Raw genomic sequence first — 25,435 nt, forward strand, 5'->3', positions numbered from 1 at the left:
AAATAAGTTATTGATGACACGGTGAGTATTTAAAATGCGCTGGTTTAATTTAGCAACGAGCAATGCCGTAACAATGCGTTCACTTAGAGTTTCTATGGTCGTTGGTACTATTTTAGTGGCAATAAATCAGGCTGATATCATAATTTATGGAGAGCTAAGCTTTAGCCATTATATTAAAATATTATTAACTTATTGTGTGCCATATTGTGTATCAACCTATGCCAGTGTAGATTCTATGATGAATTCTGATACCACTGATTAACAAAGTAGAAAATGAGGATCGTGTAATGTTTAATTTTTTTGGTGGTGATAAAACTCCAGAAGGACATGTATTAATAAAGCAAGAAGAGCTTGCTGATTTAAATGCAAAGGCACAGCTACTTGATCATTTGATGGCTAGTGGCGCTTTAGAAATGGCACAAGAAATCACTGAGAATGCACAAAATGTAAACGTAGCATCTTCGAATAGATTAAATGAAATTGAAAATAACTACGGCCTTATTCAATCTTTTATTGAACAATCAGAGGGCGTTGAACAAACTTCAAGTGAATCATTTGAATCAGCAAAAATGACTTCAAAAACATCTGAAAATGGTATTCAACAGCTTGAAAGTTTAACAGCAAATATAACAACATCAGCACAATATATAAGTGAATTTACGGAACTACTTGCCAGTCTAGATGAAAATAACAGAAATATAGGTCAGTTAGTTGAGTCAATCAAAGGAATTGCTGACCAAACCAATTTATTAGCGCTAAATGCTGCAATTGAGGCTGCTAGAGCCGGTGAACATGGACGAGGTTTTGCCGTTGTTGCTGATGAAGTCCGTTCACTAGCAAACACTGCAAACCAATCTGCCGATCAAATTCAAAATGAGATGAAAAAAATAATGAATATTTCATCATCAATTATCGATAAACAAAAAGAAGTCACCACTATCATTGATGGCAGTGTTGATATTGCAAATACAACAATGGAAAGTCTGCAAGAACTCGTTTCAATGTCATCTTCAAGCGCTAGCTTAGTTGAGTCGACTATAGAGCAAGTACAACAGCAGCTTAGCAGTTCCGAAACAATAAAAACCAGCATGTTGCAATTGATAGACGATACACGAGAAGCATTATCAGGTTCTGCAACTAACGTTGATTTAGGTCAGCAACTTGTAAGCCATTTAATTTTGGATAATCGTAGATAAATGACAAAAGAAGAAGCATTATTAGCTATCGTTCGATTTGATGACAACAAAAATGATGCTTTTTCTCAATTAGTTAAATTTCCTCAAAAATATGAAGCACCGATAATAGAAGTTACTCCTTTAATGCTTCTTCATGTATTAAAACTTTATACTGCAAGTAAAATTTCAACCGATGAGCTTGAGTTTTGGGCTGATTTTATCGATATAAGAGAAGATATCAATTCAGATAAAATTGAGGATGAAATTTACGCTTTGTCTAACCCTGAATTAATGGGGGCGATAAATACACAAACTATTTCTAAATTAATACACATCCTAGAAAAAAGTGATATTTAATAAATTTACTACTTGATAAATCTCATTTTTTTCCCAAACTTAAATTATAATTTAAACACAATTTATAAGTACTCATATAAGCAATGGTAAATTATGACATAACAATTATTGGTGGTGGCATTGCAGGTATAGGTGTAGCGCAGTGCGCATCTGCCGCAGGGTATCGCGTTTTATTATTAGAAAAAGGCGAGTTTGCACACCAAACATCTCGTAGTTCCAGTAAGTTAATCCATGGCGGTTTACGCTACCTAGAAACAGGTCAATTTAACTTAGTTTATAATGCATTACATGAGCGAGCAGCTTTATTGAGATTAGCGCCTGACTTAGTCAAGCCTATTCCATTTTATATTCCCGTATATAAAAACTCTTTCAGAGGCCCCTGGACTTTGCGAGCCGGTTTAACCTTATATGCTATTCTTACTGGTTTTAATAAACTAGGTAGATATAAAGAGATACCTAAAAATAATTGGTCTGTGCTCCAAGGTTTAAATACTCAAAATCTAGTTGCTGTATTTCAGTATTGGGATGCACAAACAAATGATGAGTTATTGGCAAATTGTGTGTTAAAAAGTGCTAAAGAGTTAGGGCTCACTGCATATTCATTTGCAAATTTCATTAACGCCAAAAAGTTAACCAATGGTCATCAAATCAGCTATGAAATTGAAAACAAAAAAACACAAGTGCACAGTAAAATGATAATAAATGCTGCAGGACCTTGGGTAAATCAAGTTTTAAACAATATATCCCCAGATCTAAATCAATGTAAAATAGACTGGGTGCAAGGTACGCATATTATTTTAGATAAAACAGCACCTAAAAAAGTATTTTATTTAGAATCAAAGACTGACAAGCGCGTTATATTTGTAATGCCTTGGTATGGAAAAACTTTAATAGGCACAACTGAAGTTTTATTAAAAGAACTTTCAAAAAAAATTAAACCTACAAAAAATGAAATCAACTACTTATTAGATATTTATCAACATTATTATCCCGGAAATTTACCCAAAATAATACGTTCCTTTGCTGGTGTAAGAGTATTACCTAAATTAAAAAACGCTGCATTTTCTAGGCCCAGAGAAAGCATTATATGGCAAGATATCGCTATACCAAGCATCATTAGTTTATATGGAGGTAAATTAACAACTTTCAGAACTACAGCCAAGAAAGTTGTTAAATTAATAAAAAAACAGCTTGGTCCTAAAGAAAACATTGCTGATATTGATCATTTACCTTTATATACAGATACACAATTTATTGAGTTAAATAATAAAAAGTCTATTTCTGATTAAATTTAAACTAACAATGTTCAAAATAAATTCTGTAAGTAGAAGACCAGATAGGATAATTTATTTCCATCATGTAGCATACAAAGTCATCTTTATTTAAATTTGCAAAGTTAAATAAATAATCACTCATCTCTCCCACATTCAGTGCTGCAATATTACGTGCTCTTTCACTTGAAACATGCAATACATTTAGTTCAGGGAATTCAGGTAAACGCTCTGTCCACATATCCGCAGCTTTGAGCTTCCCCTCTTCTACTTTTTGATTATTGGCATAACACCCCACATTAACAGTACTTCGCATATCTAGTTTTTTATCTAAAAAGACCATCATTACAAGTTTTTCTGTTGGTGTTTTAATGCTAATACTCGTTGAACTACACTTACTTTCATGCACCAATGGGTTTGCTAACTCATCAGGATTACTAAATAAAAAACTTGCATCAAACGGCTCATTGTTAGGTAAATCATTAAAAACAATACCTGAGTTACTTGCTGAATAACTTGAATAAGCTTTTGCTAATTCAGAGTCTGAAAACTCATCAACAATGCCAATATGAAACTGACTCGTTTCAATTCTAGACTCAGAGGTAATATGTTCAGGCGATATGAAACCTTCTGGATGTGGGTGAGTATAAAATTGAACTAAAGGAGGTGACTCTTTACTCCTTGAAATTCCACACTTTGTGATCATCGCAACTTCTTGTAAATACTCTTTATTATTAGCACTTTCCGTTAAAACATAACATGAAAACAAAGTATTTATTGACGATGCTAATAATTGTTTTGAACATAAATAATGTTGCTTTCTTTTTTCCTCTGCGGTCAATATTGCTTCAGCAGAGTCTTTCTTTTCTATTGTATCTTGTAAAAGCCTTTTTAAATGAGCATGGCTTTTAGCATATTGTTTAATTTGTAAATTAAAAACTTGTATTATTTTTTGCATTTCATCAATTAAAATAATCGAAATATCTGTCTCTTTTACCTTTATAACAAACTCATCTAACCCTGAGATCCCTGGTAATAAACACAATACGTCTTTACCATTTCGGCTTTTTTGCAGCGCATTTAATATTCTTTGACAATTAGAACGATTAAAGTCCAGCCATTGAGACATGCCTGAAATTGATTGAGCTGATTGTGGAAATTGAGAAACAAGGGAATGTATAACTTTTTTTAAATTTTCACCTAATCTATTAAGTGAAATTAGGTCATCTTTAGATAGTGTTTTTTTTTCAAGAGACATATTTTATGATAATCATTATTCTAAGGTCTATCTTAGATTCTATCTTAAATACATATTTAAAGGAAACAACAAGATAGAGTTATTAAAAATAGAATAAGTGATACTCAAACACTCAGATTCAGTATCACTTAGTTAGACAATTATAAATTTACTTTAATTACAAGAACCTGATGCAGTCCAAACACCCCAAGGGCCTGAAGCTTCAGGGTTACGACCCTGGTTCCACCAGTTCGCAGTGTACTTCACACCATTTAGCGCAACTTGAGCACCTGTAAGGTAAACTTCACTTGCATTCCAAGTTTCAATTCCCTGACAACCATTTTGATTAGACTCATCTACTGTGACATCTTGTGTAAATACATTTGTTAAACCTTGTTCATCCGTTACAGTAAGGCTTACACGATAAGTACCTTTATTTGTATAAGTATGTATTGGATTGATAGACGCAGAACTTGTACCATCATCAAAATCCCATAACCTTGAAACGATACCATGGTCATCTGTTGAAGCATCAGAAAAACTGGCAGTTAAAGCTGCAGTTGATACACTAAAACTAGCAACAGGAGCCTCATTTTCAGTATTTGTCGAACAGTCGCCAATATTATTCCAAACATTACTATAAACATTTGGTTGTGCGCCTGTAGACCACCAAGTTGCTTGATATTTTTTGTTTTGATAACTTACAACTTCATTTAATTGATAACTCTTAGCAACATTCCATGCATCAATGCCATCACACCCTATAACATCACCACCAATCTTAACAATTGAAGAGGTAGTTCCTGTTTGTCCAATCGTATCAGTTACAGTCAAAGTGACTGTATAACTGCCATTTTTAGCATAAGTATGAATGGGGTTTTCCACTGTTGAAGTTTCATTATCGCCAAAACGCCATTGTTGAGAAACAATATCAATATCATCTGTTGAGGTATTGTTGAAGCTTACTTGACGATCATTTATCTGACTTGTAAAACGTGCAATTGGATTTTCATCACCGCCTATACCCGTTTTTGTTTTGATCCAATCCAGATAACTTGTAGTACGTGTAAATGCTGTCGCACCTTGACATGCATTACCCCAACTTACAGTACCTATACTATAAAAATCACCATTTGTAGAAATTGCGTATGGACCACCACTATCACCATTACAAGCTGAAACACCACCTGTACCGCCACCACAAATAACAGAACCAGGAATATTAAATTGCAATTGACTACTACAAGATGCATTTGAAATAACAGGTAAATTTACTTCTCTTAAAGTATCGCTTGAACTACCTTGATGTCGTGTTAAACCCCAACCAGATACAGTTACATCTCTTCCGACACCTGCAAATAGGTCTTCAATCTCTTTTGTTGGTAATTTTGCAGGTTTATATTTTGAGCTTGCAGATGATGCTAGTTTTAATAATCCAATATCATAACCTGAGCGGATCCCATTTGCACCTCGCCAATTTTCATGCGTAATTATTTGACTCACTGCCAATGTTTCACCATCACCCGATCTAAGGCTATGCGTTCCTACTTTAACAGTTAAAGAATTTGTAGAAGCACTGTCTAAACAATGCGCTGCGGTTAAAACCCAACCACTGCTAATCAAAGTCCCCCCACAACCTTGTCGCCCATTCATTAATAAGGCAACCTGATATGGTCTTGAATACGGCGTAGACTCAACACCGCCAACAATTTGAGGAGTCACGTCGTTATCGGATGCACTATATGCTAAAGATGACCCCAAAGTCCCCATAACAGCAATGCACTTCAATGCCACTGATAACTTACTTTCTGCAAATCCTGTTTTATTTATTTTTTTTATCATAATTTTCTCATTATTATTTATTTGCACACCACCCGGTGCATCTTAGATATAATCTGAGACAATCTTAAGGTCAACATTTTCCTAAAATAGGAAACTGGTCGGATCTTTGTGAATCAAGTGCCTTTTTTAGATAATTTCTTTTATAACAACAGATTAAAAGTAAAGAATTATTTACAATAACAGCGAGTTAAATTAACTTAAATTTAACTTCGTGCAATTTATAAAATAAATATTGTCATTAACTATCTATATTTATGTAATTTATTTGTCATCAAACTACTTTAACTTTTGTGCAAAGTTTTAAGGAATGGTGTTATGTTGCAACTTAGGTCGAGACAATCTCAAATACGAAAAAGAAATACAGCACATAAGGTTTACGTCCCTAAAAATGCACGTGATAACCAATATATATTACTTGAATTTTCGCCTAACGACATTTTGATTGAGAAAGCATATGATCATGCTTTACCTTCACATGGCTTTGATAGTTTTTATCGTTTTATCAGCAATGAGTTTTTTAAGTTATGTTATAAATATAATTTAACAAATGCTCATTTCATTGCGAAAAACAAATTAATAAAAGTAAGATTTTCCGATGAAGCTCAAGTTATTGAAACAGAACAACAAGTAATATTTTTCTATAATCCACAATCCCATACAGCAATTAGAACTTTTTATGATAAAAATAAACTCACAAAAAAAATCCAACTCTTATTTTTAGCAACAGGAAGTGAAATCAGAGAAAATGCCGCTCACTTTCATATCAAAATATTAAATTTAATGCACGAGCTTTCTGATGTCATGTCAGTCCCTTTAAATAAAATAAAAATAAAAGATCATCAACATCTTACGTTCGATCTTTTCTCAACAGATAAAAATGATAAAGCGACTAAAACCCATGGCTTTAGGAAGCTTGTTGATAGGTACTATCAGCAAGCTTTACCTATACCCCAAAAAAGTAAAAATCAAACTTTTTCAATTGCCAGCTTGCCAATAAATACAAAGTTACTACAACAATTTGATATAGATATCACAACGGATGAGCCATATAAAATGTTATATCAGCATATCTCAGATTTGTTTATTAGAGTCGCTAAAAGCTATCAATTGGAGCAATTAGTCATGGTTGCAAATGCAAAAACTCCCGTTTTAAGGCAAACTGAAAATAACTTTACTTCTATTCAAACTGAACTAGTACATTTAGGATTAAGTTCCCATAATGAAAATGATACGTGCATTAATTTATGGGATAGTACCTCACTTGTAGGCACTATAAATCTTATATTTATTGCCACTGATACAGATTTACACAAAAGAAGTTATGGGAAATTTGTTAATAACTTAATGTTAGCGACCAAAGAAATAGCAACAACTCTGGGATATGAACCAAAAAGTGATACGTTAATTTTAAGGTTTTATCAGCACTTATCTTATAGGGATAATATGAATTTGAGATAATGAATAATAAAGTTTGGCTAATCTCTTAACTTTATATTTGGTTTTCGATCTACTTCACCTTCTTCATCAATTGAAATAATAGATTCTTCTAAGGTCACTACAGCTAAGTTCCCTTCAGGCATATGGCGAATGAAAGCCAATTGATAGCCAAACTGGCCAACATCACTCAGTGAAAGTTTTTGAGCAAGTGTTAATTCATTTAGTAACTCTTGAATTTTAAGTTCTATATTTTTGCGTTTATCTTCACTCATCGTGTTGATTTTCAATATATTTCAAATATACATAATAAAAGTATAGACTGATAAATTAATCTATGCCAAAACGAAAACTGTAATAAGTAAAAAATACCCAAAAATAAATTTATATTTTTGGGTATTTAAAAGAAATAAAAAAACACTACATATTGGGGTAATTTGGACCACCACCACCTTCAGGCGTCACCCAGGTAATATTTTGTGCAGGATCTTTAATATCACACGTTTTACAATGTAAGCAGTTTTGACCATTAATTTGAAAGTGTGCACCACTTTCATCTTCAATCACTTCGTATACGCCAGCAGGGCAATAGCGCTGAGCTGGTTCTAGATATTTAGGTAAATTCTGTGTTATTGGAATAGCCTGATCTTTTAATTTTAAATGACATGGCTGATCTTCTTCATGATTTGTATTAGATAAAAATACCGATGATAATTTATCAAAACTTAATTTTGAGTCAGGTTTGGGATAATCAATTGGGCTATAATCTGAAATAACCTTCAATTGTGCGTAATCAACTTTATTATCGCGCAAAGTAAAAGGAAGTCTGCCCTTGCAAATATTTTGATCAATGAAATTAAAAGTCCCGCCTAAAATAGCACCAAACTTATGCATTGCAGGGCCGAAATTACGACTTTGTTTTAATTCTTCATACAACCATGAGTCTTTAAATCGCGTTTCAAATCCGGTTAACTCTTTTGCGCCATTACAGCCATTATTTAGAGCAGAAAAAACTTCCTCAGCAGCCAACATACCTGATTTCATCGCGGTATGTGTGCCTTTAATTTTGGCAAAGTTTAATGTACCTGAGTTACAACCAATCAATAACCCCCCCGAAAATGTCATCTTAGGTAACGCATTAAATCCCCCTTTAGTGATAGCTCGTGCACCATATGAAACTCGCTTAGCGCCTTCTAAATATTGTTTTAATACAGGATGATGTTTAAGCCGTTGAAATTCATCAAAAGGGCTTAAGTATGGGTTCTCATAACTTAAGTCAACTATAAGCCCAACAACAACTTGGCAGTTTTCTGTATGGTATAAAAAGAAACCACCACCTGTACCTTTGCTCAAAGGCCAACCAGAACCATGTAAGACTAAACCAGGCTGATGTTTATCAGGGGTTATATCCCATAATTCCTTTAATCCTAAGCCATAATGCTGTGCGTCATTGTCTTTATCTAAATCAAATTTTTGATATAACTCTTTTCCTAAATGACCACGACATCCTTCAGCAAACAAAGTATATTTTGCATGTAATTCCATGCCTTGCATATAACTGTCTTTTTCTACTCCTGACTCACTTATGCCCATGTCTCCAGTTGCAATTCCTTTAACTGAACCATCTTCATGATATAAAATTTCAGATGCTGCAAAACCTGGAAATATTTCAACGCCAAGCTGTTCGGCTTGTTCACCCAACCAACGACATAGATTACCTAAACTGGCAATATAATTCCCTTGGTTGTGCATCGTTTTTGGTACAACTAAATTTGGAAATTTAATTGACTTATTGTCACTTTGAAGCATAAATAACTGGTCTTCTGTGACTGGAGTATTCAGTGGCGCACCCATTTTTTTCCAATCTGGAAAAAGTTCTTCAAGCGCTCTGGGTTCAATGATCGCACCAGATAGAATATGCGCACCAACTTCTGAGCCTTTTTCAACCACACAAACAGTTAATTCTCGTTCAGCCTCTTTTGCTTGTTGCATTAAACGACATGCAGCCGCTAAACCTGAAGGCCCAGCTCCTACAATGACAACATCAAACTCCATTGATTCACGCATATTCTAATCTCACTTACAGCTTATCAGTCAATTGTGGCAATACTTCAAACAAGTCAGCAACTAAGCCATAATCTGCAACTTGAAATATAGGTGCATCTTCATCTTTATTAATTGCAACGATAATTTTAGAATCTTTCATGCCGGCTAAATGTTGTATTGCACCTGAAATGCCTACAGCAATATATAAATCTGGTGCAACAATTTTACCCGTTTGACCTACTTGCATATCATTAGGAACAAACCCAGCATCAACTGCTGCGCGAGATGCTCCAACAGCAGCGCCTAATTTATCTGCAACACTTTCAAGTAATGTAAAGTTTTCACCATTACCCATTCCTCGTCCACCCGAAATTATCACCTTTGCAGCTGTTAATTCAGGACGCTCTGACACTGCAACTTCTTCACTCACAAATTCAGATATCTGTGCATCATGTACTGCTGTAATTATTTCTATTGGTGCGCTTAAATCACTTTGTTTAGCCGCATCAAAAGCAGTACCACGTACAGTGATCACTTTAATCGCATCTAATGATTCAACTGTCGCAATTGCATTTCCAGCATAGATTGGACGACTAAAAGTATTTTCTGATACCACTTTCACAATATCTGAAATTTGAGCGACATCTAATAATGCAGCAACGCGAGGCATAAAGTTTTTACCCGTTGTTGTCGCTGGAGATACTATATGACAATAATTTGAGGCTAAATCAGTCACTAACTTAGACATATTTTCAGCTAATTGATATTGATATGCTTCACTATCTGCAATCAGCACTTTTTTAATGCCTGCAATTTTCGAAGCTTGCTGAGCAACTAAATTACAATCAAGTCCAGCCACTAAAAGGTGTAACTCATCACCCATTTGCGAAGCTGCTGTGATAGCATTTAAAGTCGCCGCTTTTAAGATATTATTATCATGTTCAGCAATAATTAAAATAGCCATTAGATCACCTTCGCTTCATTTTTAAGTTTTTCAATTAATTCTTCAATACTATTTACTTTTATACCCGCTTGGCGTTCAGCTGGCGCTTCAACTTTCAATAATTTAGAATGTGTTTTAAGTTCAATGCCTAAATCAGCAGGAGTCTGTACGACTAATGGTTTACGTTTAGCTTTCATAATATTAGGTAAAGATGCATAACGCGGTTCATTTAATCGTAAGTCAGTTGTTACTATAGCCGGAATATTCAATGCTACGGTTTGTAGCCCTCCATCAACTTCACGGGTGACATGAACTTTATCGCCAATTAATTCAACCTTAGAAGCAAAAGTACCTTGAGGTATATCTAATAAAGCAGCTAGCATTTGCCCTGTTTGGTTATTATCACTATCAATTGCTTGTTTACCCATGATGATCAAACCAGGTTGCTCAGCATTGACCACTTTGGCTAATAATTTTGCAACATTTAAAGACTCTGGCATTGAATCAGTTTCAATATGAATACCGCGGTCAGCACCTAAAGCTAAAGAAGTGCGAATTTGTTCCTGACATGCTTTAGGACCAATAGACACAACGACCACTTCAGTTGCAGTACCGGACTCTTTTAATCGTATTGCTTCCTCTACTGCAATTTCACAAAAGGGGTTAAGTGCCATTTTAGTGTTTGCTAAATCCACGTCTGTATTATCGGCGTTTACACGTGCTTTTACGTTATAATCAATAACGCGCTTTACTGTGACTAATATTTTCATTGTTAATCTCTTCTTAATACTAATTCTTAAAATTGATCTTCCGCTAACGACATAATGCTATCGCTACCAGATTGAATTATTGCGATATTTGTTTTGATCCTTGGTAATAAATGATCAAAATAAAACTGAGTCGTAACGAGCTTACTTTGTAAAAATGCTCGTTCACCTTCACCTGAATCTAACAAAGCTTGTGCTTTTAATGCTGCTTTTGCCATCAGCCAGGCACCACAAATATAACCAAACATCATCATAAAGTTCACACTAACAGAGCCTGCAGCAGACTTATCTGTTTGCGCATTATCTAATAACCATTGACGTGCTTCACGACCAGTTGTAATGGCATTTTCAAGAGACACAGCCAAATTATTAAATTGCGGTTTTTGCTGTAATTCTTTAGCTGTCATTTCAATATCATTTAACAGTTCAGCCAATTGTTCACCTTTATCAAATAAGGTCTTACGGCCAACTAAATCAAGTGCCTGAATACCCGTTGTGCCTTCATATATTGTTAAGATTCTTGCATCACGATAATGTTGCGCAGAACCTGTCTCTTCAATAAAGCCCATGCCACCGTGAATTTGCGTGCCTAAATAAGTTATTTCTTGTGCCAGCTCAGTTAACCAACCTTTAACAATAGGTGTATATAACTCTACTCGTGAGAAGTGCTTTGTTTTATCTTGGGCATTTTTAGCATATCTGCTTTTGTCGGTTTCATTACTTGCAACATAAGCCAATGCACGCATCGCTTCAATGCTTGATTTCATTTGCATTAACATACGGCGCACATCTGGAAACTTAATAATAGAAAAACGACTACCATCTTTATGTGTGCCTTGTATCCGTTCTTTTGCAAATTCAAGTGCTTGTTGATAAGAGCGTTCTGAGACCCCTAAGCCTTGTAGTCCAACATCTTGACGAGCATGATTCATCATAGTAAACATATAAGATAAACCTTTATGTGGTTCACCTACGATATAACCAACAGCACCTTGGTTATCACCAAAGCTCATCGAACAAGTCGGGCTAGCATGAATACCAAGCTTATGCTCAAGTGCTGTACAATGCGCATCATTAAGCTGACTAGTCGTATTGCCTTCTTTATCTAACAAAAACTTAGGCACGACAAATAATGAAATCCCTTTTACGCCAGAAGGCGCATCAGGTAAACGTGCAAGTACCAAATGAACCATATTTTCTGTCATTTGATGGTCACCCCAGGTAATAAAAATCTTTTGCCCTGAAATTAAATAATGATCCGCATTTGGAATTGCTTTTGTTTTAATCGCAGCTAAATCAGTACCAGCATCGGGTTCTGTTAAATTCATGGTGCCAGTCCATAAGCCACTGATCATATTAGGCAACCAAGTATTTTTTAACTCTTCACTTCCATGGTGCTTAATGGCAGATATCGCACCTTGCGTTAGCATAGGACATAACGAAAATGCTAAATTTGAACTTTGCCAAATCTCATTAATTGCTGTGCCAAACAAATTAGGTAAATTTTGCCCGCCATATTCTTCTTCAGCAGTAAGTGAAGACCAACCATTTTCCATATATTGTTGATAAGCTTCTTTGAAACCATCCGCTTGTTGCACTTTGTTATCTTTTAAACTCGCTCCTTGGTTATCACCAGAAGTGTTTAAAGGTGCAATCACATCTGAGCCTAACTTTGCAGCTTCTGTTAAAATAACCGATGCAAATTCACTATTAATATCTGCTAAACCTGCGTTTTGACAAAAGCTATCAAATTCAACAATTTCTTTTATAACAAAATCAACATCTTTATATGGATGGTTGTACTCACTCATGAAGTTTCCTTTTTTATTCTTTTTTAACGCACGTTGCTTTAATAAAGTTATTTAAACCTGCAATCATCTAACTGACAATAACAAAATAAGTCCAATAATTGATATTTTCGGACATTGCATTTAAAATTTGATACTAAATAATGTGAATAATGATTTAAAGATGTTATTCACGGACATATTTGACTTATATTGGACATTTCATGAGTTTAGTTCATCATTCCATATCCATACATTTTGTTATTACTTTAATCAAAGCTGCTAAACGCAAAGGTCTGGATTACGAACTGTTATTACAAAAAGCAAACCTCAATCCACATATGCTGACAAACTCACAACTGAGGATCACACCAAATCAATTTAGTAAACTTATGAGAGAGCTATGGATCATGGGTGACGATGATTTTTTAGGTTTAGCAAAACAAAAGTGTCGCCATGGTGTATTTACATTGATGGCAAAACAAGCAGCAAACTGCCCTAACTTAGAAAGTATTTTTCGCCATATGTGTCATTTTTATAATTTAATCACTGACAGCATTCGATTAGATTTTAAACTTGAAGGTGATTTGGCATATCTGTCTATGAAAGTAATAGATCCCGGTTTAGACCCCGATTTTTCATTGCATGAATTTTTAATGTTAGTGTGGCATCGCTTTCCCAGTTGGTTAATAGGACAACATCTTCCTCTAAAAGCAATATTACTAACCTATGAACAACCAAAGCATGTTGGCGAATATCGTTTAATGTACCCTTGCCCAGCTTCTTTTGCACAAGACTCAAATACCCTTATTTTTGAAGCTCGGCATTTGAAAATGCCTGTAGTGCAAACTTCAAATGCTTTAAGATCATATTTACGCAGATCACCAATAGATTGGTTTACTCGACAAGCATATTATCAGGTTTTCACTCAACGTGTTGTAAGTTATCTTGAAAATAGCGAACAGTTAGCACTGACCAGCATGGATGATATTGCTAAACAATTCCATGTAACTACTCGCACTTTAAGACGAAAATTAAACGATGAAGGTACTCGGTTTCAAACTTTAAAAGATAATGTGCGACGCGACACAGCAATTCATTATTTAAGCCAACCTAACGTGCCAATAGCACAGATAGCCAGGGAGTTAGGTTTTTCAGAACCCGCTGCTTTTACTCGTGCTTTTAAATTATGGACAGGTGTCTCACCAAAGATTTATAGAGCTAGCCCCAAAAGATAACATGCGTTAATCTAATTAAGGTATTTCAAAAATGGATAGCTCAATAATGCCCCAAAACAAAAAACCAGTTAAACAACGACTTGCCATTATCACCTCAGGTGGTGATGCCCCTGGAATGAATGCTTCAATTAGAGCTATCACGCTAAAAGCACTACAAAATGGCTATGATGTAATCGGTTTTATTGCAGGGTTTCATGGTTTGATCAATGCTGAATTTATTCAATTGGATTTAAAATCTGTCGACAATATTATACACAAAGGCGGCACCATCTTAAAAACTGCACGCTGTAAAGACATGTTTAATGAGCAAGGTGTCAAGAAAGCGAGTTGCACACTTAATAATTTAGATATTGAATCACTCATAGTTATAGGAGGTGATGGCAGTTTTAAAGGCGCACAAGCTTTAAGTGAATACTGGCATGGTCAAATTATTGGCATTCCAGGCACCATAGATAATGATATCAATGGCACAGATCAAACCATAGGCTTTTGGACTGCCATCGATACGGCACTTGATTGTATCGATAAAATAAGAGATACAGCCGATGCATTTGACCGTATTTTTGTCATTGAAGTTATGGGCAGGGACTGTGGTTTTATTGCGATGGAATCAGGTATCGCATCAGGTGCACAACAAATCATTTGTCATGAGCTAATAAGTGACGAAGCCGACTTTATTCAACAGTTACTGATTTCTATAAAAAAAGCTTCTAAGCAAAGCTATCCCCAAAGCTATGTTATTGTTGTTGCTGAAAATGCTTTATCTTTTTCAACCGCTGAATTAGCAAAAAAGATTTCAGAATATACTCAAGTAGATACCAGAAGCGCTATTTTAGGCTATGTTCAAAGAGGTGGAGCCCCTGTTGCTATGGACCGTGTTTTGGCAACACAATTGGGCATAAAAGCTGTAGAAGCTATAAATAAACAAAAAAGAAACCTCATGATAGGCATGAGTAAAGGTGAAATTATTACTTTTCCTCTATCGCAAACAGGGCTCAAAAATAAAACTAATAAAGATTTAATTAAACGACTTGAACAGTTTAGTTTTAACCTCACCATTTAAATTATAATTATTATTTCAAGTCATAAATTGGGTTTATACTAAAATATAATAATGAAAGCGGTGATAAAGAGAAAACGATTGCTCTATAAAAACTGTCTCTGTCTAATATTATTATTTTTTCCTGTTATTATATCCGCTGTGCCTTTGACTATAGCGGCAATAGATTGGTGTCCCCAACTATGCCCTAAAAAAAATAAAACCATATATATCAATAATAGCGATAAAAAACCCGGTTTTATCATTGATATTGTTAAAGCTGTATTTAAAAACTCACCATTTGAACTTGAAATTGAATATTACCCTTGGTCACGTGCCATTAAATTAGTTAAAGAGGGTAAGATTGATGTCTTACTTTCTCCCGCAAAAGCTGAAGCGCCAAGTTTACGTTATCCTAAAGAAGAAATTGGCATACAACGTATGTGTTTTTTCACATCAAAAAAGTCAAGCTGGAACTACATAGACGCGCACTCCCTAAACAAGATGCAAATAGGCATAGGCAACGATACTTCAATTGAAGAACTCAATGATTACGTTAAGGAGAATCCTGAACAATTTCAATTTCAACCATATTTAGGAAGATATTTAAAACAAAGTATTCGAAAGTTAGATAATAAGCGCATCGATACTTTTATTTTTACATACAATACAACAATGTACGAACTAACAAGAATGGGGGTTGTAGATAAATACCGAAATGCCGGCTGTGTTAATACGACAAACATATATATGGCATTCACAGCTAAAAATGATAATAAGACTATAAATAAAGCAATTACACTATTTGACAAAAAAATGGCTGAATTACATAAAAAAGGAAAGATAAAAAAGATAATGGGCAATTACAAATTGTCTAGTTGGCGAAAATAAAAACTGTTTATATTAGATACGAAAAAAGGGCCTTTCGGCCCTTTGCTCTTCGTTCAATATATGTTTACTCTCTTAACCCCTTAAGATAATAAACAGTCCTTTAAATTGATTTTTTCTAAATTAGTTAGCTATCGGTTAATACATACCTAACTAAATTAATTTTTTACTTAACACCTAATTCTTTCAAACGTTCATTTAAATAACTATCAGCTGTATAACGTTCTGATAAAATAACATCTGGATGCGGGTGTAAAAACAACGGTAATGAAATTCTAGATTTACTAGACGCTTTTCCTGTTGGATTTATTACACGATGGATCGTTGATGGAAAATATCCACTTGATGCTTCTTGTAGCATGTCACCAATATTTATAATTAAGTTGCCAAAATCACAGGGTACATCCAACCAACTATCATCTTTATTTAATACTTGTAAACCAGGTTCATTCGCAGCTGGTAAAATAGTTAATAAATTAATATCACCATGAGCTGCTGCACGTATAGCGCCAGGCTCTTCATCACCCGTCATTGGAGGGTAATGTAAAATGCGAAGTAAAGTTTGCTCTGACTTTGCAATCATATCTTTAAGATCAATTGAAAATTTATCACTAATATTTTTTGGTGCATATTCCTGAACCCAAGTTAATAATTCAGATGCAAGCTCATTTGCTAAACGATAATACTCACGTATTTGTGCTTCAAGTTGAGCAGGAACACGGCCTTTAGGGTATACGTGATAATATTCTTTAATATCTTTAACTTTATGACCTTTAGCTATCTCTGACGTTTCAGGACCAAAGTAACCATCTTGATTCTCCTTACTAAAAGGAAACTCTCTTTTTTCTTCAGAATTAAAAAATACTTGCCAATTTTCATAAATTGACTCAACCAACTCTTTAGGAATTGGATGGTTTTTTAAAACACCAAATCCTGTATTTCGTAATGATTCAACAAATAATTCAGCAGCATTATCTGCGTTATAGTCTACTGTTTGTAATTCCATCTAGGTCGCCCTTTAAATTTAAAATATCAATTAACTAATTGATAAGAAAAAGCCAGCTATGGCAGCACTCATCAGATTAGCCATGGACCCTGCCATAACTGCTCTGAGACCTAGGCGGGCGATATCCTTGCGACGACTAGGTGCCATACCACCTAATCCACCTAGTAAAATAGCTATCGAAGATAAATTAGCAAATCCACATAAAGCAAATGTGATAACAACTTGCGTATGCGCACTTAATTGATCGCGATAATTAATAAAATCAAGATAGGCTACAAACTCATTTACAACCAGCTTTTGCCCAATAAAACTTCCGGCAGTAACGGCTTCACTCCATGGCACACCTAATATCCAGGCCACGGGTGCAAATATATAACCTAAAATTTGTTGAATTGTTAGATCAGGCTTACCAAACCATTCACCAACACCACCTAACATACCGTTTAACATGGCAATTAAGGCAACAAAAGCCAATAACATCGCACCTACATTTAATGCTAACTGCATGCCGCTTGAAGCACCACCGGCAGCTGCATCAATGACATTGACAGGCTTGTCATCTTCATCAACTTTAATTTGATCTAAATTTTCCATTGGCGTTTCAGTTTCTGGCACCATCATCTTTGCCATTAAAAAGCCACCTGGTGCAGCCATAAAACTTGCGGCGATTAAATATTTTAGATCAATACCAATCGTTACATAACCTGCAAGTATTGAACCTGCGACGGTAGCCAAGCCCCCTACCATAACTGCAAATAATTCAGATTGCGTCATAGTGGGTATAAAAGGTTTAACGACTAAAGGTGCTTCCGTTTGGCCCACAAAAATATTAGCAGTGGCAGATAAAGATTCTGTTTTAGAAGTACCTAATAATTTTTGAAGCCCACCACCTAATACTTTAATGATCAAGTTCATAATGCCTAAATAATATAAAACAGCCACTAATGCAGAGAAAAATACAATAATAGGTAATACGTTAAAGGCAAATACAAAACCGATATTATCTGAAATTAGACCTCCAAATAAAAACTTGATACCATCATTTGCATACTCAATTACACTTGAAACTTTAGTTGAAACCGCCAGTAAAATATCCTTTCCCAAAGGAAAATATAAAACAAAACCACCGATAATAACTTGTAAACCAAATGCACAACCTACGGTACGTAAGCTAATAGATTTTCTATTGGTCGATACTAAAAAAGCAACCAATAGTAAGGTTGCCATACCCACTAATGTCATAAATGTTGTCATTAAAAATTCCTGTTATTCTATCTAGCTTATTGACTAGTTATTATTGTTGTAAAATTTGTGTAATTTTACTTTTTATTAAATCAATTGCGACACGGTTTTTCCCACCGCGAGTTACCACTAAGTCAGAATTTTGTTTTGAAGGCTCAATAAATTGATAAAACATAGGCCTTACTGTTGCCTGATATTGTTCGATAACCGATTGTAAACTACGGCCACGCTCTTCAATATCTCTTTGCATTCTGCGCATTAAACAAATATCTAATGGCGTATCAATAAAAACCTTAATATTAAATTCTTCTCGTAATTTATCATCTGATAACAGTAATATACCTTCAACGATGATTACCTTAGCCGGGTTTATACGTCTTGTTTGATCACTTCTGGTATGTTGCGCATAGTCATAAATTGGCACATCAACCGAATTACCAGCCCTTAATTGCATTAAGTGTTCACACATTAACTCATGTTCGAATGCGTCAGGGTGATCATAATTAGTCTGAGTACGATGATCAAAAGGCAAATGAGATTGATCTCTGTAATAAGCATCTTCTTCTAAAATAGCAATTGCACCAGGTTCTAATTCATTAACAAGTTCATTATAAATGGTTTGGCTAAATAGTGATTTACCTGATGCAGAGGCACCAGCAATAGCAATGATGGTTCGAGTCACAAAAATTCACATCCAATCAATTAACAAAAAGTAGCCTACGATAACAAAAATGAAAAAAAATATCTCTGTGGCTAGATAGAAAAACGGTAATTTACTTGTTTCCCCCCCCTCTAAAACAGGACATATGTCCTCTTGCGTGATTTCATTCGCTATGAATTTAAAAACAATCAGTTATTGCGTTGCTAAACTCAAATAAACATAGCGCGAATTTTCGATGTTTTGATCTATGTTAAATAAAGTCGTTTATTTTAAATCACAACTTGTAAACAAAAACCATTATCATTAAGATCTGCGTCGAATTTAAATTCATCAATTTAGGGATCTTTTAACATGTTCAAAACTTCATTTAGTTTATTAGCCATTCTTGTTGCGACTAACTTATCAGCCAATACACAAATCTCCTCTACTGAAGAGGATTTAGAGCGTATTATCGTCACTGGTAGCCGTATTGTAGAAAACATTGATGAAGTACCTGCAAGCATTACTGTGATCACCCGTCAACAAATTGAAGAGCAACTTAAAGTCTCTACTGAATTACAAAATTTACTCTCAACTTTAGTGCCAGGTATGGCACCAAGCACAGGAACATCTAGTAATTCTACACAAACTTTACGTGGGCGTGCGCCTTTAGTGATGATAGATGGCGTTCCTCAATCTACTCCTTTGAGAAATGGTTCACTTGGGATCAGAACCCTAGATGCAAGTGCCATTGAGCGTATAGAAGTGATTAAAGGCGCAACTTCAGTGTATGGTAATGGAGCAGCTGGCGGTATTATTAATTACATTACAAAAAAAGCAACGTCAACTCAGGCTCTCACTGGCGAAGCGGGTTTTTCAACCCGCTTTAGTGCTGTAAAATTAAAAGACAGTGCCGGGAGTCGATTTAATTCAGCAATTAATGGCCAAATAAATAATTTTAACTATGTTGTTAGCGCAAGTTATGAAGAAAACGGCGTACAAAGAGACGCAGAAGGTGACATCATAGGTTTAAAATATGGTTTATCAGATAGCAATACTGAAAACTATTTTACTAAATTGGGTTATGAATTCAGCCAAGATAAGACAATTCAGTTCGCATACAATTATTATAAATCTCAACAAGAGTCTGATTTAATTGATGTAGTGGGTAATATCAATACAGGTATTAAAACTCACGCAATTAAAGCACCACTAGGTACAGTAATGCCAGGTGTACCCCAAGGGCCTCGTGGGAACCATAATGTCATGCTAAAGTATACAGATGCAGAAATTTTTTATAATACACAACTGACCTTAGACGCATATTCACAGAAAATAGAGAATGTCTTCTTTTATTCACCTGTTTTGTCAAACCCAAGTGAAGGATTCGATGGCGGTCAATCATTGATCAAATCAAAAAAGAAAGGGCTACGTCTTACATTTAATAGCCAACTTGATTGGCATAAAGTTGAGGGTACTTTTATTTACGGTATCGATGCGTTAAATGATGTGAGCTCACAGCCTATGGTTGATGGTCGTATTTGGGTTCCTGAAATGGATATGAAAAACCTAGCAGGATTTGTACAAACTAAATGGGTTTTAAACGATGAGTTTGTCATTAAAGCAGGTCTAAGAAAGGAAAATATTGATTTATCAGTGGATGACTTTAATACCTTAAAGTTATGTACCGACTCTGATACATGTTCAGTCCCATTTAGTGTTAAAGGAGATACTTTAAAATATGACGCTACAACTTATAATTTTGCAATAAAATATAACTTCTTTGATGCGTTTAGCCCTTTCATGAGTTATTCTCAAGGTGCTGATATTTCTGATATTGGTCGATTATTACGTACAGCAACTGTCACAGATATCGCTGATGTCCAAACACAAGCCTCCATTATCAATAACTACGAGTTAGGTTTTGATTCAGAGTTTGATAACCTTAGAATTGAATTTTCAATTTACCGCAGTACTTCAGAACTTGGAACAACCAATAAGCTTGATCCCCAAACGGGCATTTATTTACCAGTACGAGCACCACAAAAAATATGGGGTTATGAAGGTTTATTAAGTTATCGTATTAATTCAGATTTAAATTTGAATGCGACATATTCATTAGTCGAAGGTAAAAATACTGAAGCTGATGTATATTTAGGAGCAAAACAAATCAGTGCACCTAAAGGGACGATGAACTTACAATGGCAAGCATCTGATAATATTAACCTATCATTAACTTACTTGTATGTAGGAAACCGTAAGCGTTTTGATGCAGATGAAAATGGCAATTATGCCGGCGACAAAGGACCCATTAACAATTACAGTATATTCAATGTAAGTGCTAATTATAATATTAACCAATGGTCTGTATTTTCAGGTATTGAAAACTTATTTAATCAAGATTATTACTCTGCTCGCTCTCAAGGGTATACATATAATGGCTATAATACTAAAAGTTTAGGGACTACTATCACAGCAGGTATCAAATATCACTTTTAGATACTTTAAAAAAGCAGTCCATTTAGGCTGCTATTTTAATAAAATGTAGACTTAAACGCCCCCATATAACCCATAAGCACCCTAAAGAAATTTTTTATTTAAGGTGCTTAAGCTTTAAAGCCCTCTATAAACTGAGATATGCACATATATTCACCCTTAGTTCATTATATGCATGATTTTTATTATTTCAGATTGTGATTTTTGGTTTCAAAGAAATAAAAACAAATTTAAACGATTAAACTTCAAATAATGCAAATATGTTACGGACAATTGTCCTTTGTTATAAATTGAATATACACTTAAATATACAATATTAAATTTATAAATATTCATACTATAAAGTGAATATATTTGAGGCAAGTTATGGCAAAAGCATTGATTTTAATGGCTGATAGTGTCGGTATAGGCGCTGCACCTGATGCAAACGATTTTGGCGATGTCGGTGCAAATACCCTTGCCCATCTTTTAGCAGAATATCACGAGAAAACAGGAGATAAATTATCTTTGCCTAATTTATCTCGCATGGGTTTAATTGATGCGTGTGAAGCAGCAGGAAAAGAGCCTTGTATTATTGCCAACAGACAAACCCCAATTTCAGCTTGGGGCTATGCTAAAGAAATATCAACAGGTAAAGATACACCTTCGGGTCATTGGGAAATGGCAGGGGTTCCTGTATTATTTGATTGGGGATATTTCCCTAAAACCGTCCCTACTTTTCCACAAGAACTCATTGATGAATTAATAAAACGTGCTGACCTACCAGGTATTTTAGGCAATTGCCATGCATCAGGCACTACGATACTTGAACAGCTTGGTGAAGAACATATTATAACAGGCAAACCGATTTGTTATACCTCTGCAGATAGCATATTTCAAATTGCTGCACACGAAGAACACTTTGGTTTGGATAAATTACTAAAGTTATGTGAAATAACACGTGAATTAGTTGACGAATATAATATTGGCAGAGTCATTGCTCGCCCTTTTTTAGGTGAAAGTAAAGATGACTTTGCACGTACAGGTAATCGCCGAGATTATTCTGTTTTACCGCCAAGCCCAACAGTGTTAGATAAGTTATCTGATGCAGGCACACATGTGATCAGCATAGGTAAAATTGCAGACATTTATGCCCATCAGGGGATCAATGAAAAGCATAAAGCACCAGGTTTAATGAACTTATTAGCCAAAACAAAACAAGTATTTAAAGAGGCAAAAGACAATAGCCTTATATTTACAAACTTAGTCGATTTTGATGAGAAATTTGGACATCGACGCGATGCCGTTGGCTACGCAAAAGCTTTAGCACAGTTTGATGACTATTTACCTGAAATTTTAGACGAATTAAATGAAGGTGATTTACTGATAATTACAGCCGATCATGGTTGTGATCCAACTTGGCCAGGCACGGAGCATACCCGTGAATATGTTCCGTGTCTTGCCTATACCAAAGACATGCAACCGATTGCTTTAGGTCAAAGAGAAACATTTGCCGATATGGGTCAAACCCTAGCGCAATGGTTTGATATATCAAAACTAAATTATGGTGAAGGTTTTGCTGAGCAAATAAAAGCAAAATAAACATCAATATAAAAAATAAAGGATAAAACTATGAGCACTCCACATATCGGTGCCAATGAAAATGATTTTGCACCAACAGTATTAATGCCTGGCGATCCTTTGCGCGCTCAGTATATCGCTGAAAATTTTTTAGACGATGCGCGACAAGTTACCGGTGTACGTAATATGTTTGGTTTTACAGGTACTTATAAAGGAAAGCCTGTCAGCATTATGGCATCAGGCATGGGAATTCCTTCAATGTCAATTTATGCTCGTGAACTTATTATGAGCTACGATGTTAAAAACCTGATACGAATTGGTACGTGTGGTGGGATCAGTACAGATATCAAAATTCGTGATGTAATATTTGCCCAAGGTGCCAGCACAGACTCAAATGTTAACCGATCACGTGTACGTGGTTATGATTTTGCTGCCATTGCAGATTATGGGTTATTGGAAAATGGTGTTAAGGCAGCCAGAGATTTAGGCATAGATGCAAAAATTGGTAATGTATTCACTACTGATACTTTCTATCAAGCCGATGCCAGTTTTTATCAAGACTTAGATAAATTAGGCATTATGGCTGTCGATATGGAAACTGCTGGATTATATGGTGTAGCTGCAGAATATGGTGCAAAAGCAATGGCATTATTTACTGTAAGTGATCATGTGATCACAGGTGAAGCATTACCTGCCGAAGACCGCCAAAATACCTTCAATGAAATGGTTAAGATAGCTTTAGAATCTATCTAAACTTTTTATTATTCAAATTAAAAGGGCTATCATACATTGTTATGATAGCCCTTTTAATATCTCGAATTTTGTTTTATGAAACAAGTTTATTCGCCTACATTAAACCACTTATGACCTTTTTGAGCTAACAATTCATCCGCACTCTCAGGTCCCCAAGTACCAGCGCGATATAAAGAGGGTGTACCTTCTTTTTCCCACTTTTCTATAATAGGATCTATCCAAGCCCAAGCTTGTTTTACTTCATTTCTATGAATGAACAATGCAGGGTTATTTGCAGCTGCATCGAGCATTAACCGTTTATAAGCATCTGAATGAAAAGTATTAGCAGAATCTTTTGATAAATCTAAGTTTAAAGTCACAGGTTCTAGCTGCATATCAAGACTGTCTAAACGTTTTGACATCAAAGTTAATTGAATACTTTCTTCAGGTTGTAAACGAATGATTAAGCGATTTGGTTCAATATTACCTACATTTTTCTGATAAACATTATGTGATACAGGTTTGTATTCAACGATGATTTCAGCACAGCGTTTTTTCATGCGCTTACCTGTACGTAGGTAAAATGGCACACCAGACCAACGCCAATTATCTATATTAGCTCTAATCGCAACAAAAGTTTCAGTATGTGAAGCACTCCCTAACTCTTCTAAATAACCTGGTACTACTGTGCCATCCAATTCACCAGGCACATATTGGCCCCTGATAACATTTTCATCTACATCTTCATTAACAAGTGGTCGTAATGATTCCAGTACTTTTAGTTTTTCTGTTCGAATGCTATTTGCTGATAACTTGTTAGGTGATTCCATTGCAACCAAACATAAAAGCTGCAATAAATGGTTTTGAACCATATCACGAAGTGCACCCGCTTTATCATAAAAACCAGCGCGCGTTTCAAGACCTACAGTTTCTGAAATACTGATCTGAATATTATCTATGGTTTTTGCATCCCATAAATTTTCAAAAATAACATTTGAGAAACGCAGAGCCATTAAATTTTGAACGGTTTCTTTACCTAAATAATGGTCAATACGAAAGATTTGTTGCTCATCAAAATACTCAGCAACTTTAGCATTAATAACTTCGGCCGACTCACCACAATAGCCTATGGGTTTTTCAACAACAACACGAGATGTTGGTGTTATCAAATTCATTTGTGCTAAAACTTCAGAACAACTTCCATAAACAGCAGGCGGCAAAGATAAATAAAAAACGCGAGACTTATCTGGTGCATCACTTTCTAATAATGCTTTTAAAGCTTTCCAACCATCATCTACTTGAGTCACATTAATTGCTAAAGGTTCAATAAATTGACTAAAGGTTTTCCAATCTTGCTGATTGTATTCACCCTGTCCTAAATGTTCTTGTAAACCTTGATTAACTTTCTCAATAAACTCTTCTTTATTTGCCAACTCTCTTACTGTAGGTACAATACGAGAACCTTCAGGTAAATTGCCTTCTTGATATGCACGATACATAGCAGGTAATAACTTACGTATTGATAAGTCGCCCCCACCGCCAAAAATTACAATATCAAATGGATTAAGCATGATTATTCTCTTATTAAATTCACTAAGGGCATGAGTGCGCAATTAGGGTAACAATAAACACAATTGACACCGGTGTCAATCCTAAGGGATTTATATATTTTTTTTCAAGTATGCATTATATAATTTTAAGCCTAAAAACATCACCTCGATACGTTTGTTTTTTG

Annotated in this window: 22 protein-coding genes; 11 read left to right on the forward strand and 11 right to left on the reverse strand. The window is 35.1% G+C overall.

From position 1 onward, the window contains the following. The first annotated feature begins 34 nt into the window (after nt 1-34). The 4 genes from nrtS to BM088_RS18780 all read left to right on the forward strand — a co-directional run bounded on the left by nrtS (nt 35) and on the right by BM088_RS18780 (nt 2,821). Complete coding sequence (gene nrtS, locus BM088_RS18765) at nt 35-262, forward strand: nitrate/nitrite transporter NrtS (RefSeq protein ID WP_091988231.1); 228 nt, start codon at nt 35-37, stop codon at nt 260-262. Between the two features lie 25 nt (nt 263-287). Further along, nucleotides 288-1,196: a methyl-accepting chemotaxis protein gene (locus tag BM088_RS18770; RefSeq protein WP_091988233.1), complete on the forward strand. Its 909-nt coding sequence runs from the start codon at nt 288-290 to the stop codon at nt 1,194-1,196. Beyond that, nucleotides 1,197-1,532, forward strand: a complete 336-nt coding sequence (locus tag BM088_RS18775; RefSeq protein WP_091988236.1) for a hypothetical protein — start codon at nt 1,197-1,199, stop codon at nt 1,530-1,532. Nucleotides 1,533-1,615: 83 nt separating this feature from the next. Then, nucleotides 1,616-2,821 carry a glycerol-3-phosphate dehydrogenase/oxidase gene (locus BM088_RS18780; RefSeq protein WP_091988239.1) on the forward strand — a complete coding sequence of 402 codons (1,206 nt, stop codon included), beginning with the start codon at nt 1,616-1,618 and terminating at the stop codon, nt 2,819-2,821. A gap of 7 nt (nt 2,822-2,828) precedes the next feature. Here the strand turns inward: BM088_RS18780 and BM088_RS18785 are convergent, their stop codons facing one another. Both BM088_RS18785 and BM088_RS18790 read right to left on the reverse strand, forming a co-directional pair. After that, nucleotides 2,829-4,061, reverse strand: a complete 1,233-nt coding sequence (locus tag BM088_RS18785) for a hypothetical protein (RefSeq protein WP_091988241.1) — start codon at nt 4,059-4,061, stop codon at nt 2,829-2,831. A gap of 153 nt (nt 4,062-4,214) precedes the next feature. Beyond that, nucleotides 4,215-5,882 carry a trypsin-like serine protease gene (locus BM088_RS18790; protein WP_091988244.1) on the reverse strand — a complete coding sequence of 556 codons (1,668 nt, stop codon included), beginning with the start codon at nt 5,880-5,882 and terminating at the stop codon, nt 4,215-4,217. 315 nt (nt 5,883-6,197) lie between these two features. Here BM088_RS18790 and BM088_RS18795 point away from each other — a divergent pair, with 315 nt between their 5' ends. Continuing rightward, entirely contained in the window at nt 6,198-7,340 is a 1,143-nt protein-coding gene (locus BM088_RS18795) for a DUF3083 family protein (RefSeq protein WP_091988246.1), read from the forward strand. Nucleotides 7,341-7,357: 17 nt separating this feature from the next. Here the strand turns inward: BM088_RS18795 and BM088_RS18800 are convergent, their stop codons facing one another. From BM088_RS18800 to BM088_RS18820, 5 genes are all read right to left on the reverse strand, one after another. Beyond that, nucleotides 7,358-7,606, reverse strand: coding sequence for a hypothetical protein (locus tag BM088_RS18800; RefSeq protein WP_143085116.1), 249 nt, complete (start codon nt 7,604-7,606; stop codon nt 7,358-7,360). A gap of 130 nt (nt 7,607-7,736) precedes the next feature. Beyond that, the gene (locus tag BM088_RS18805; protein WP_245763865.1) at nt 7,737-9,383 is read right to left on the reverse strand and encodes an electron transfer flavoprotein-ubiquinone oxidoreductase; all 1,647 of its coding nucleotides are present in this window, start codon (nt 9,381-9,383) and stop codon (nt 7,737-7,739) included. A gap of 13 nt (nt 9,384-9,396) precedes the next feature. Then, nucleotides 9,397-10,326, reverse strand: a complete 930-nt coding sequence (locus BM088_RS18810) for an electron transfer flavoprotein subunit alpha/FixB family protein (protein WP_091988252.1) — start codon at nt 10,324-10,326, stop codon at nt 9,397-9,399. After that, nucleotides 10,326-11,075, reverse strand: coding sequence for an electron transfer flavoprotein subunit beta/FixA family protein (locus BM088_RS18815; RefSeq protein ID WP_091988255.1), 750 nt, complete (start codon nt 11,073-11,075; stop codon nt 10,326-10,328). The genes BM088_RS18810 and BM088_RS18815 overlap by 1 nt, the downstream gene beginning before the upstream one ends. A 26-nt stretch (nt 11,076-11,101) precedes the next feature. Beyond that, nucleotides 11,102-12,883 carry an acyl-CoA dehydrogenase family protein gene (locus BM088_RS18820; protein ID WP_091988257.1) on the reverse strand — a complete coding sequence of 594 codons (1,782 nt, stop codon included), beginning with the start codon at nt 12,881-12,883 and terminating at the stop codon, nt 11,102-11,104. A gap of 200 nt (nt 12,884-13,083) precedes the next feature. On the opposite strand from BM088_RS18820, the gene BM088_RS18825 reads away from it, so the two are divergent. The 3 genes from BM088_RS18825 to BM088_RS18835 all read left to right on the forward strand — a co-directional run bounded on the left by BM088_RS18825 (nt 13,084) and on the right by BM088_RS18835 (nt 16,027). Further along, entirely contained in the window at nt 13,084-14,097 is a 1,014-nt protein-coding gene (locus BM088_RS18825) for an AraC family transcriptional regulator (RefSeq protein WP_091988260.1), read from the forward strand. A gap of 31 nt (nt 14,098-14,128) precedes the next feature. Beyond that, nucleotides 14,129-15,160: an ATP-dependent 6-phosphofructokinase gene (locus BM088_RS18830; RefSeq protein ID WP_245763866.1), complete on the forward strand. Its 1,032-nt coding sequence runs from the start codon at nt 14,129-14,131 to the stop codon at nt 15,158-15,160. A gap of 144 nt (nt 15,161-15,304) precedes the next feature. Further along, complete coding sequence (locus BM088_RS18835) at nt 15,305-16,027, forward strand: substrate-binding periplasmic protein (protein WP_177208106.1); 723 nt, start codon at nt 15,305-15,307, stop codon at nt 16,025-16,027. 163 nt (nt 16,028-16,190) lie between these two features. Here BM088_RS18835 and BM088_RS18840 read toward each other — a convergent pair whose 3' ends face one another. From BM088_RS18840 to udk, 3 genes are read right to left on the reverse strand one after another with little or no spacing between them, the layout of a single operon-like run. Next, complete coding sequence (locus tag BM088_RS18840) at nt 16,191-17,030, reverse strand: isopenicillin N synthase family dioxygenase (RefSeq protein WP_091988265.1); 840 nt, start codon at nt 17,028-17,030, stop codon at nt 16,191-16,193. Between the two features lie 30 nt (nt 17,031-17,060). Then, nucleotides 17,061-18,284, reverse strand: coding sequence for a NupC/NupG family nucleoside CNT transporter (locus BM088_RS18845; RefSeq protein ID WP_091988268.1), 1,224 nt, complete (start codon nt 18,282-18,284; stop codon nt 17,061-17,063). Nucleotides 18,285-18,324: 40 nt separating this feature from the next. Next, complete coding sequence (gene udk, locus BM088_RS18850) at nt 18,325-18,954, reverse strand: uridine kinase (protein WP_091988271.1); 630 nt, start codon at nt 18,952-18,954, stop codon at nt 18,325-18,327. A gap of 330 nt (nt 18,955-19,284) precedes the next feature. On the opposite strand from udk, the gene BM088_RS18855 reads away from it, so the two are divergent. The 3 genes from BM088_RS18855 (at nt 19,285) to deoD (ending at nt 23,721) form a co-directional block, all read left to right on the forward strand. Then, entirely contained in the window at nt 19,285-21,411 is a 2,127-nt protein-coding gene (locus tag BM088_RS18855; RefSeq protein ID WP_091988274.1) for a TonB-dependent receptor, read from the forward strand. Nucleotides 21,412-21,774: 363 nt separating this feature from the next. After that, nucleotides 21,775-22,989 (forward strand): phosphopentomutase, encoded by a 1,215-nt coding sequence (locus BM088_RS18860; protein WP_091988277.1) that lies wholly within the window; start codon nt 21,775-21,777, stop codon nt 22,987-22,989. A 30-nt stretch (nt 22,990-23,019) separates the two neighbouring features. Next, nucleotides 23,020-23,721 (forward strand): purine-nucleoside phosphorylase, encoded by a 702-nt coding sequence (gene deoD / locus BM088_RS18865; RefSeq protein WP_091988279.1) that lies wholly within the window; start codon nt 23,020-23,022, stop codon nt 23,719-23,721. A gap of 86 nt (nt 23,722-23,807) precedes the next feature. Here deoD and zwf read toward each other — a convergent pair whose 3' ends face one another. Continuing rightward, nucleotides 23,808-25,271 carry a glucose-6-phosphate dehydrogenase gene (gene zwf, locus BM088_RS18870; RefSeq protein WP_091988282.1) on the reverse strand — a complete coding sequence of 488 codons (1,464 nt, stop codon included), beginning with the start codon at nt 25,269-25,271 and terminating at the stop codon, nt 23,808-23,810. Nucleotides 25,272-25,435 lie beyond the last annotated feature (164 nt).

The sequence above is a fragment of the Pseudoalteromonas denitrificans DSM 6059 genome, assembly GCF_900112265.1.
Classification (GTDB): Bacteria; Pseudomonadota; Gammaproteobacteria; order Enterobacterales; family Alteromonadaceae; genus Pseudoalteromonas; species Pseudoalteromonas denitrificans.

What these genes read in the sequence shown, in the direction of transcription:
- BM088_RS18830 (WP_245763866.1), top strand. Translation starts at nt 14,129, where the DNA reads ATGGATAGCTCAATAATGCCCCAAAACAAAAAACCAGTTAAACAACGA.
- BM088_RS18805 (WP_245763865.1), bottom strand. Translation starts at nt 9,383, where the DNA reads ATGCGTGAATCAATGGAGTTTGATGTTGTCATTGTAGGAGCTGGGCCT.
- zwf (WP_091988282.1), bottom strand. Translation starts at nt 25,271, where the DNA reads ATGCTTAATCCATTTGATATTGTAATTTTTGGCGGTGGGGGCGACTTA.
- BM088_RS18860 (WP_091988277.1), top strand. Translation starts at nt 21,775, where the DNA reads ATGGCAAAAGCATTGATTTTAATGGCTGATAGTGTCGGTATAGGCGCT.
- BM088_RS18795 (WP_091988246.1), top strand. Translation starts at nt 6,198, where the DNA reads ATGTTGCAACTTAGGTCGAGACAATCTCAAATACGAAAAAGAAATACA.
- BM088_RS18790 (WP_091988244.1), bottom strand. Translation starts at nt 5,882, where the DNA reads ATGATAAAAAAAATAAATAAAACAGGATTTGCAGAAAGTAAGTTATCA.
- BM088_RS18775 (WP_091988236.1), top strand. Translation starts at nt 1,197, where the DNA reads ATGACAAAAGAAGAAGCATTATTAGCTATCGTTCGATTTGATGACAAC.
- BM088_RS18770 (WP_091988233.1), top strand. Translation starts at nt 288, where the DNA reads ATGTTTAATTTTTTTGGTGGTGATAAAACTCCAGAAGGACATGTATTA.
- nrtS (WP_091988231.1), top strand. Translation starts at nt 35, where the DNA reads ATGCGCTGGTTTAATTTAGCAACGAGCAATGCCGTAACAATGCGTTCA.
- BM088_RS18810 (WP_091988252.1), bottom strand. Translation starts at nt 10,326, where the DNA reads ATGGCTATTTTAATTATTGCTGAACATGATAATAATATCTTAAAAGCG.
- BM088_RS18825 (WP_091988260.1), top strand. Translation starts at nt 13,084, where the DNA reads ATGAGTTTAGTTCATCATTCCATATCCATACATTTTGTTATTACTTTA.
- BM088_RS18780 (WP_091988239.1), top strand. Translation starts at nt 1,616, where the DNA reads ATGGTAAATTATGACATAACAATTATTGGTGGTGGCATTGCAGGTATA.
- BM088_RS18855 (WP_091988274.1), top strand. Translation starts at nt 19,285, where the DNA reads ATGTTCAAAACTTCATTTAGTTTATTAGCCATTCTTGTTGCGACTAAC.
- BM088_RS18785 (WP_091988241.1), bottom strand. Translation starts at nt 4,061, where the DNA reads ATGTCTCTTGAAAAAAAAACACTATCTAAAGATGACCTAATTTCACTT.
- deoD (WP_091988279.1), top strand. Translation starts at nt 23,020, where the DNA reads ATGAGCACTCCACATATCGGTGCCAATGAAAATGATTTTGCACCAACA.
- BM088_RS18820 (WP_091988257.1), bottom strand. Translation starts at nt 12,883, where the DNA reads ATGAGTGAGTACAACCATCCATATAAAGATGTTGATTTTGTTATAAAA.
- BM088_RS18815 (WP_091988255.1), bottom strand. Translation starts at nt 11,075, where the DNA reads ATGAAAATATTAGTCACAGTAAAGCGCGTTATTGATTATAACGTAAAA.
- BM088_RS18845 (WP_091988268.1), bottom strand. Translation starts at nt 18,284, where the DNA reads ATGACAACATTTATGACATTAGTGGGTATGGCAACCTTACTATTGGTT.
- BM088_RS18840 (WP_091988265.1), bottom strand. Translation starts at nt 17,030, where the DNA reads ATGGAATTACAAACAGTAGACTATAACGCAGATAATGCTGCTGAATTA.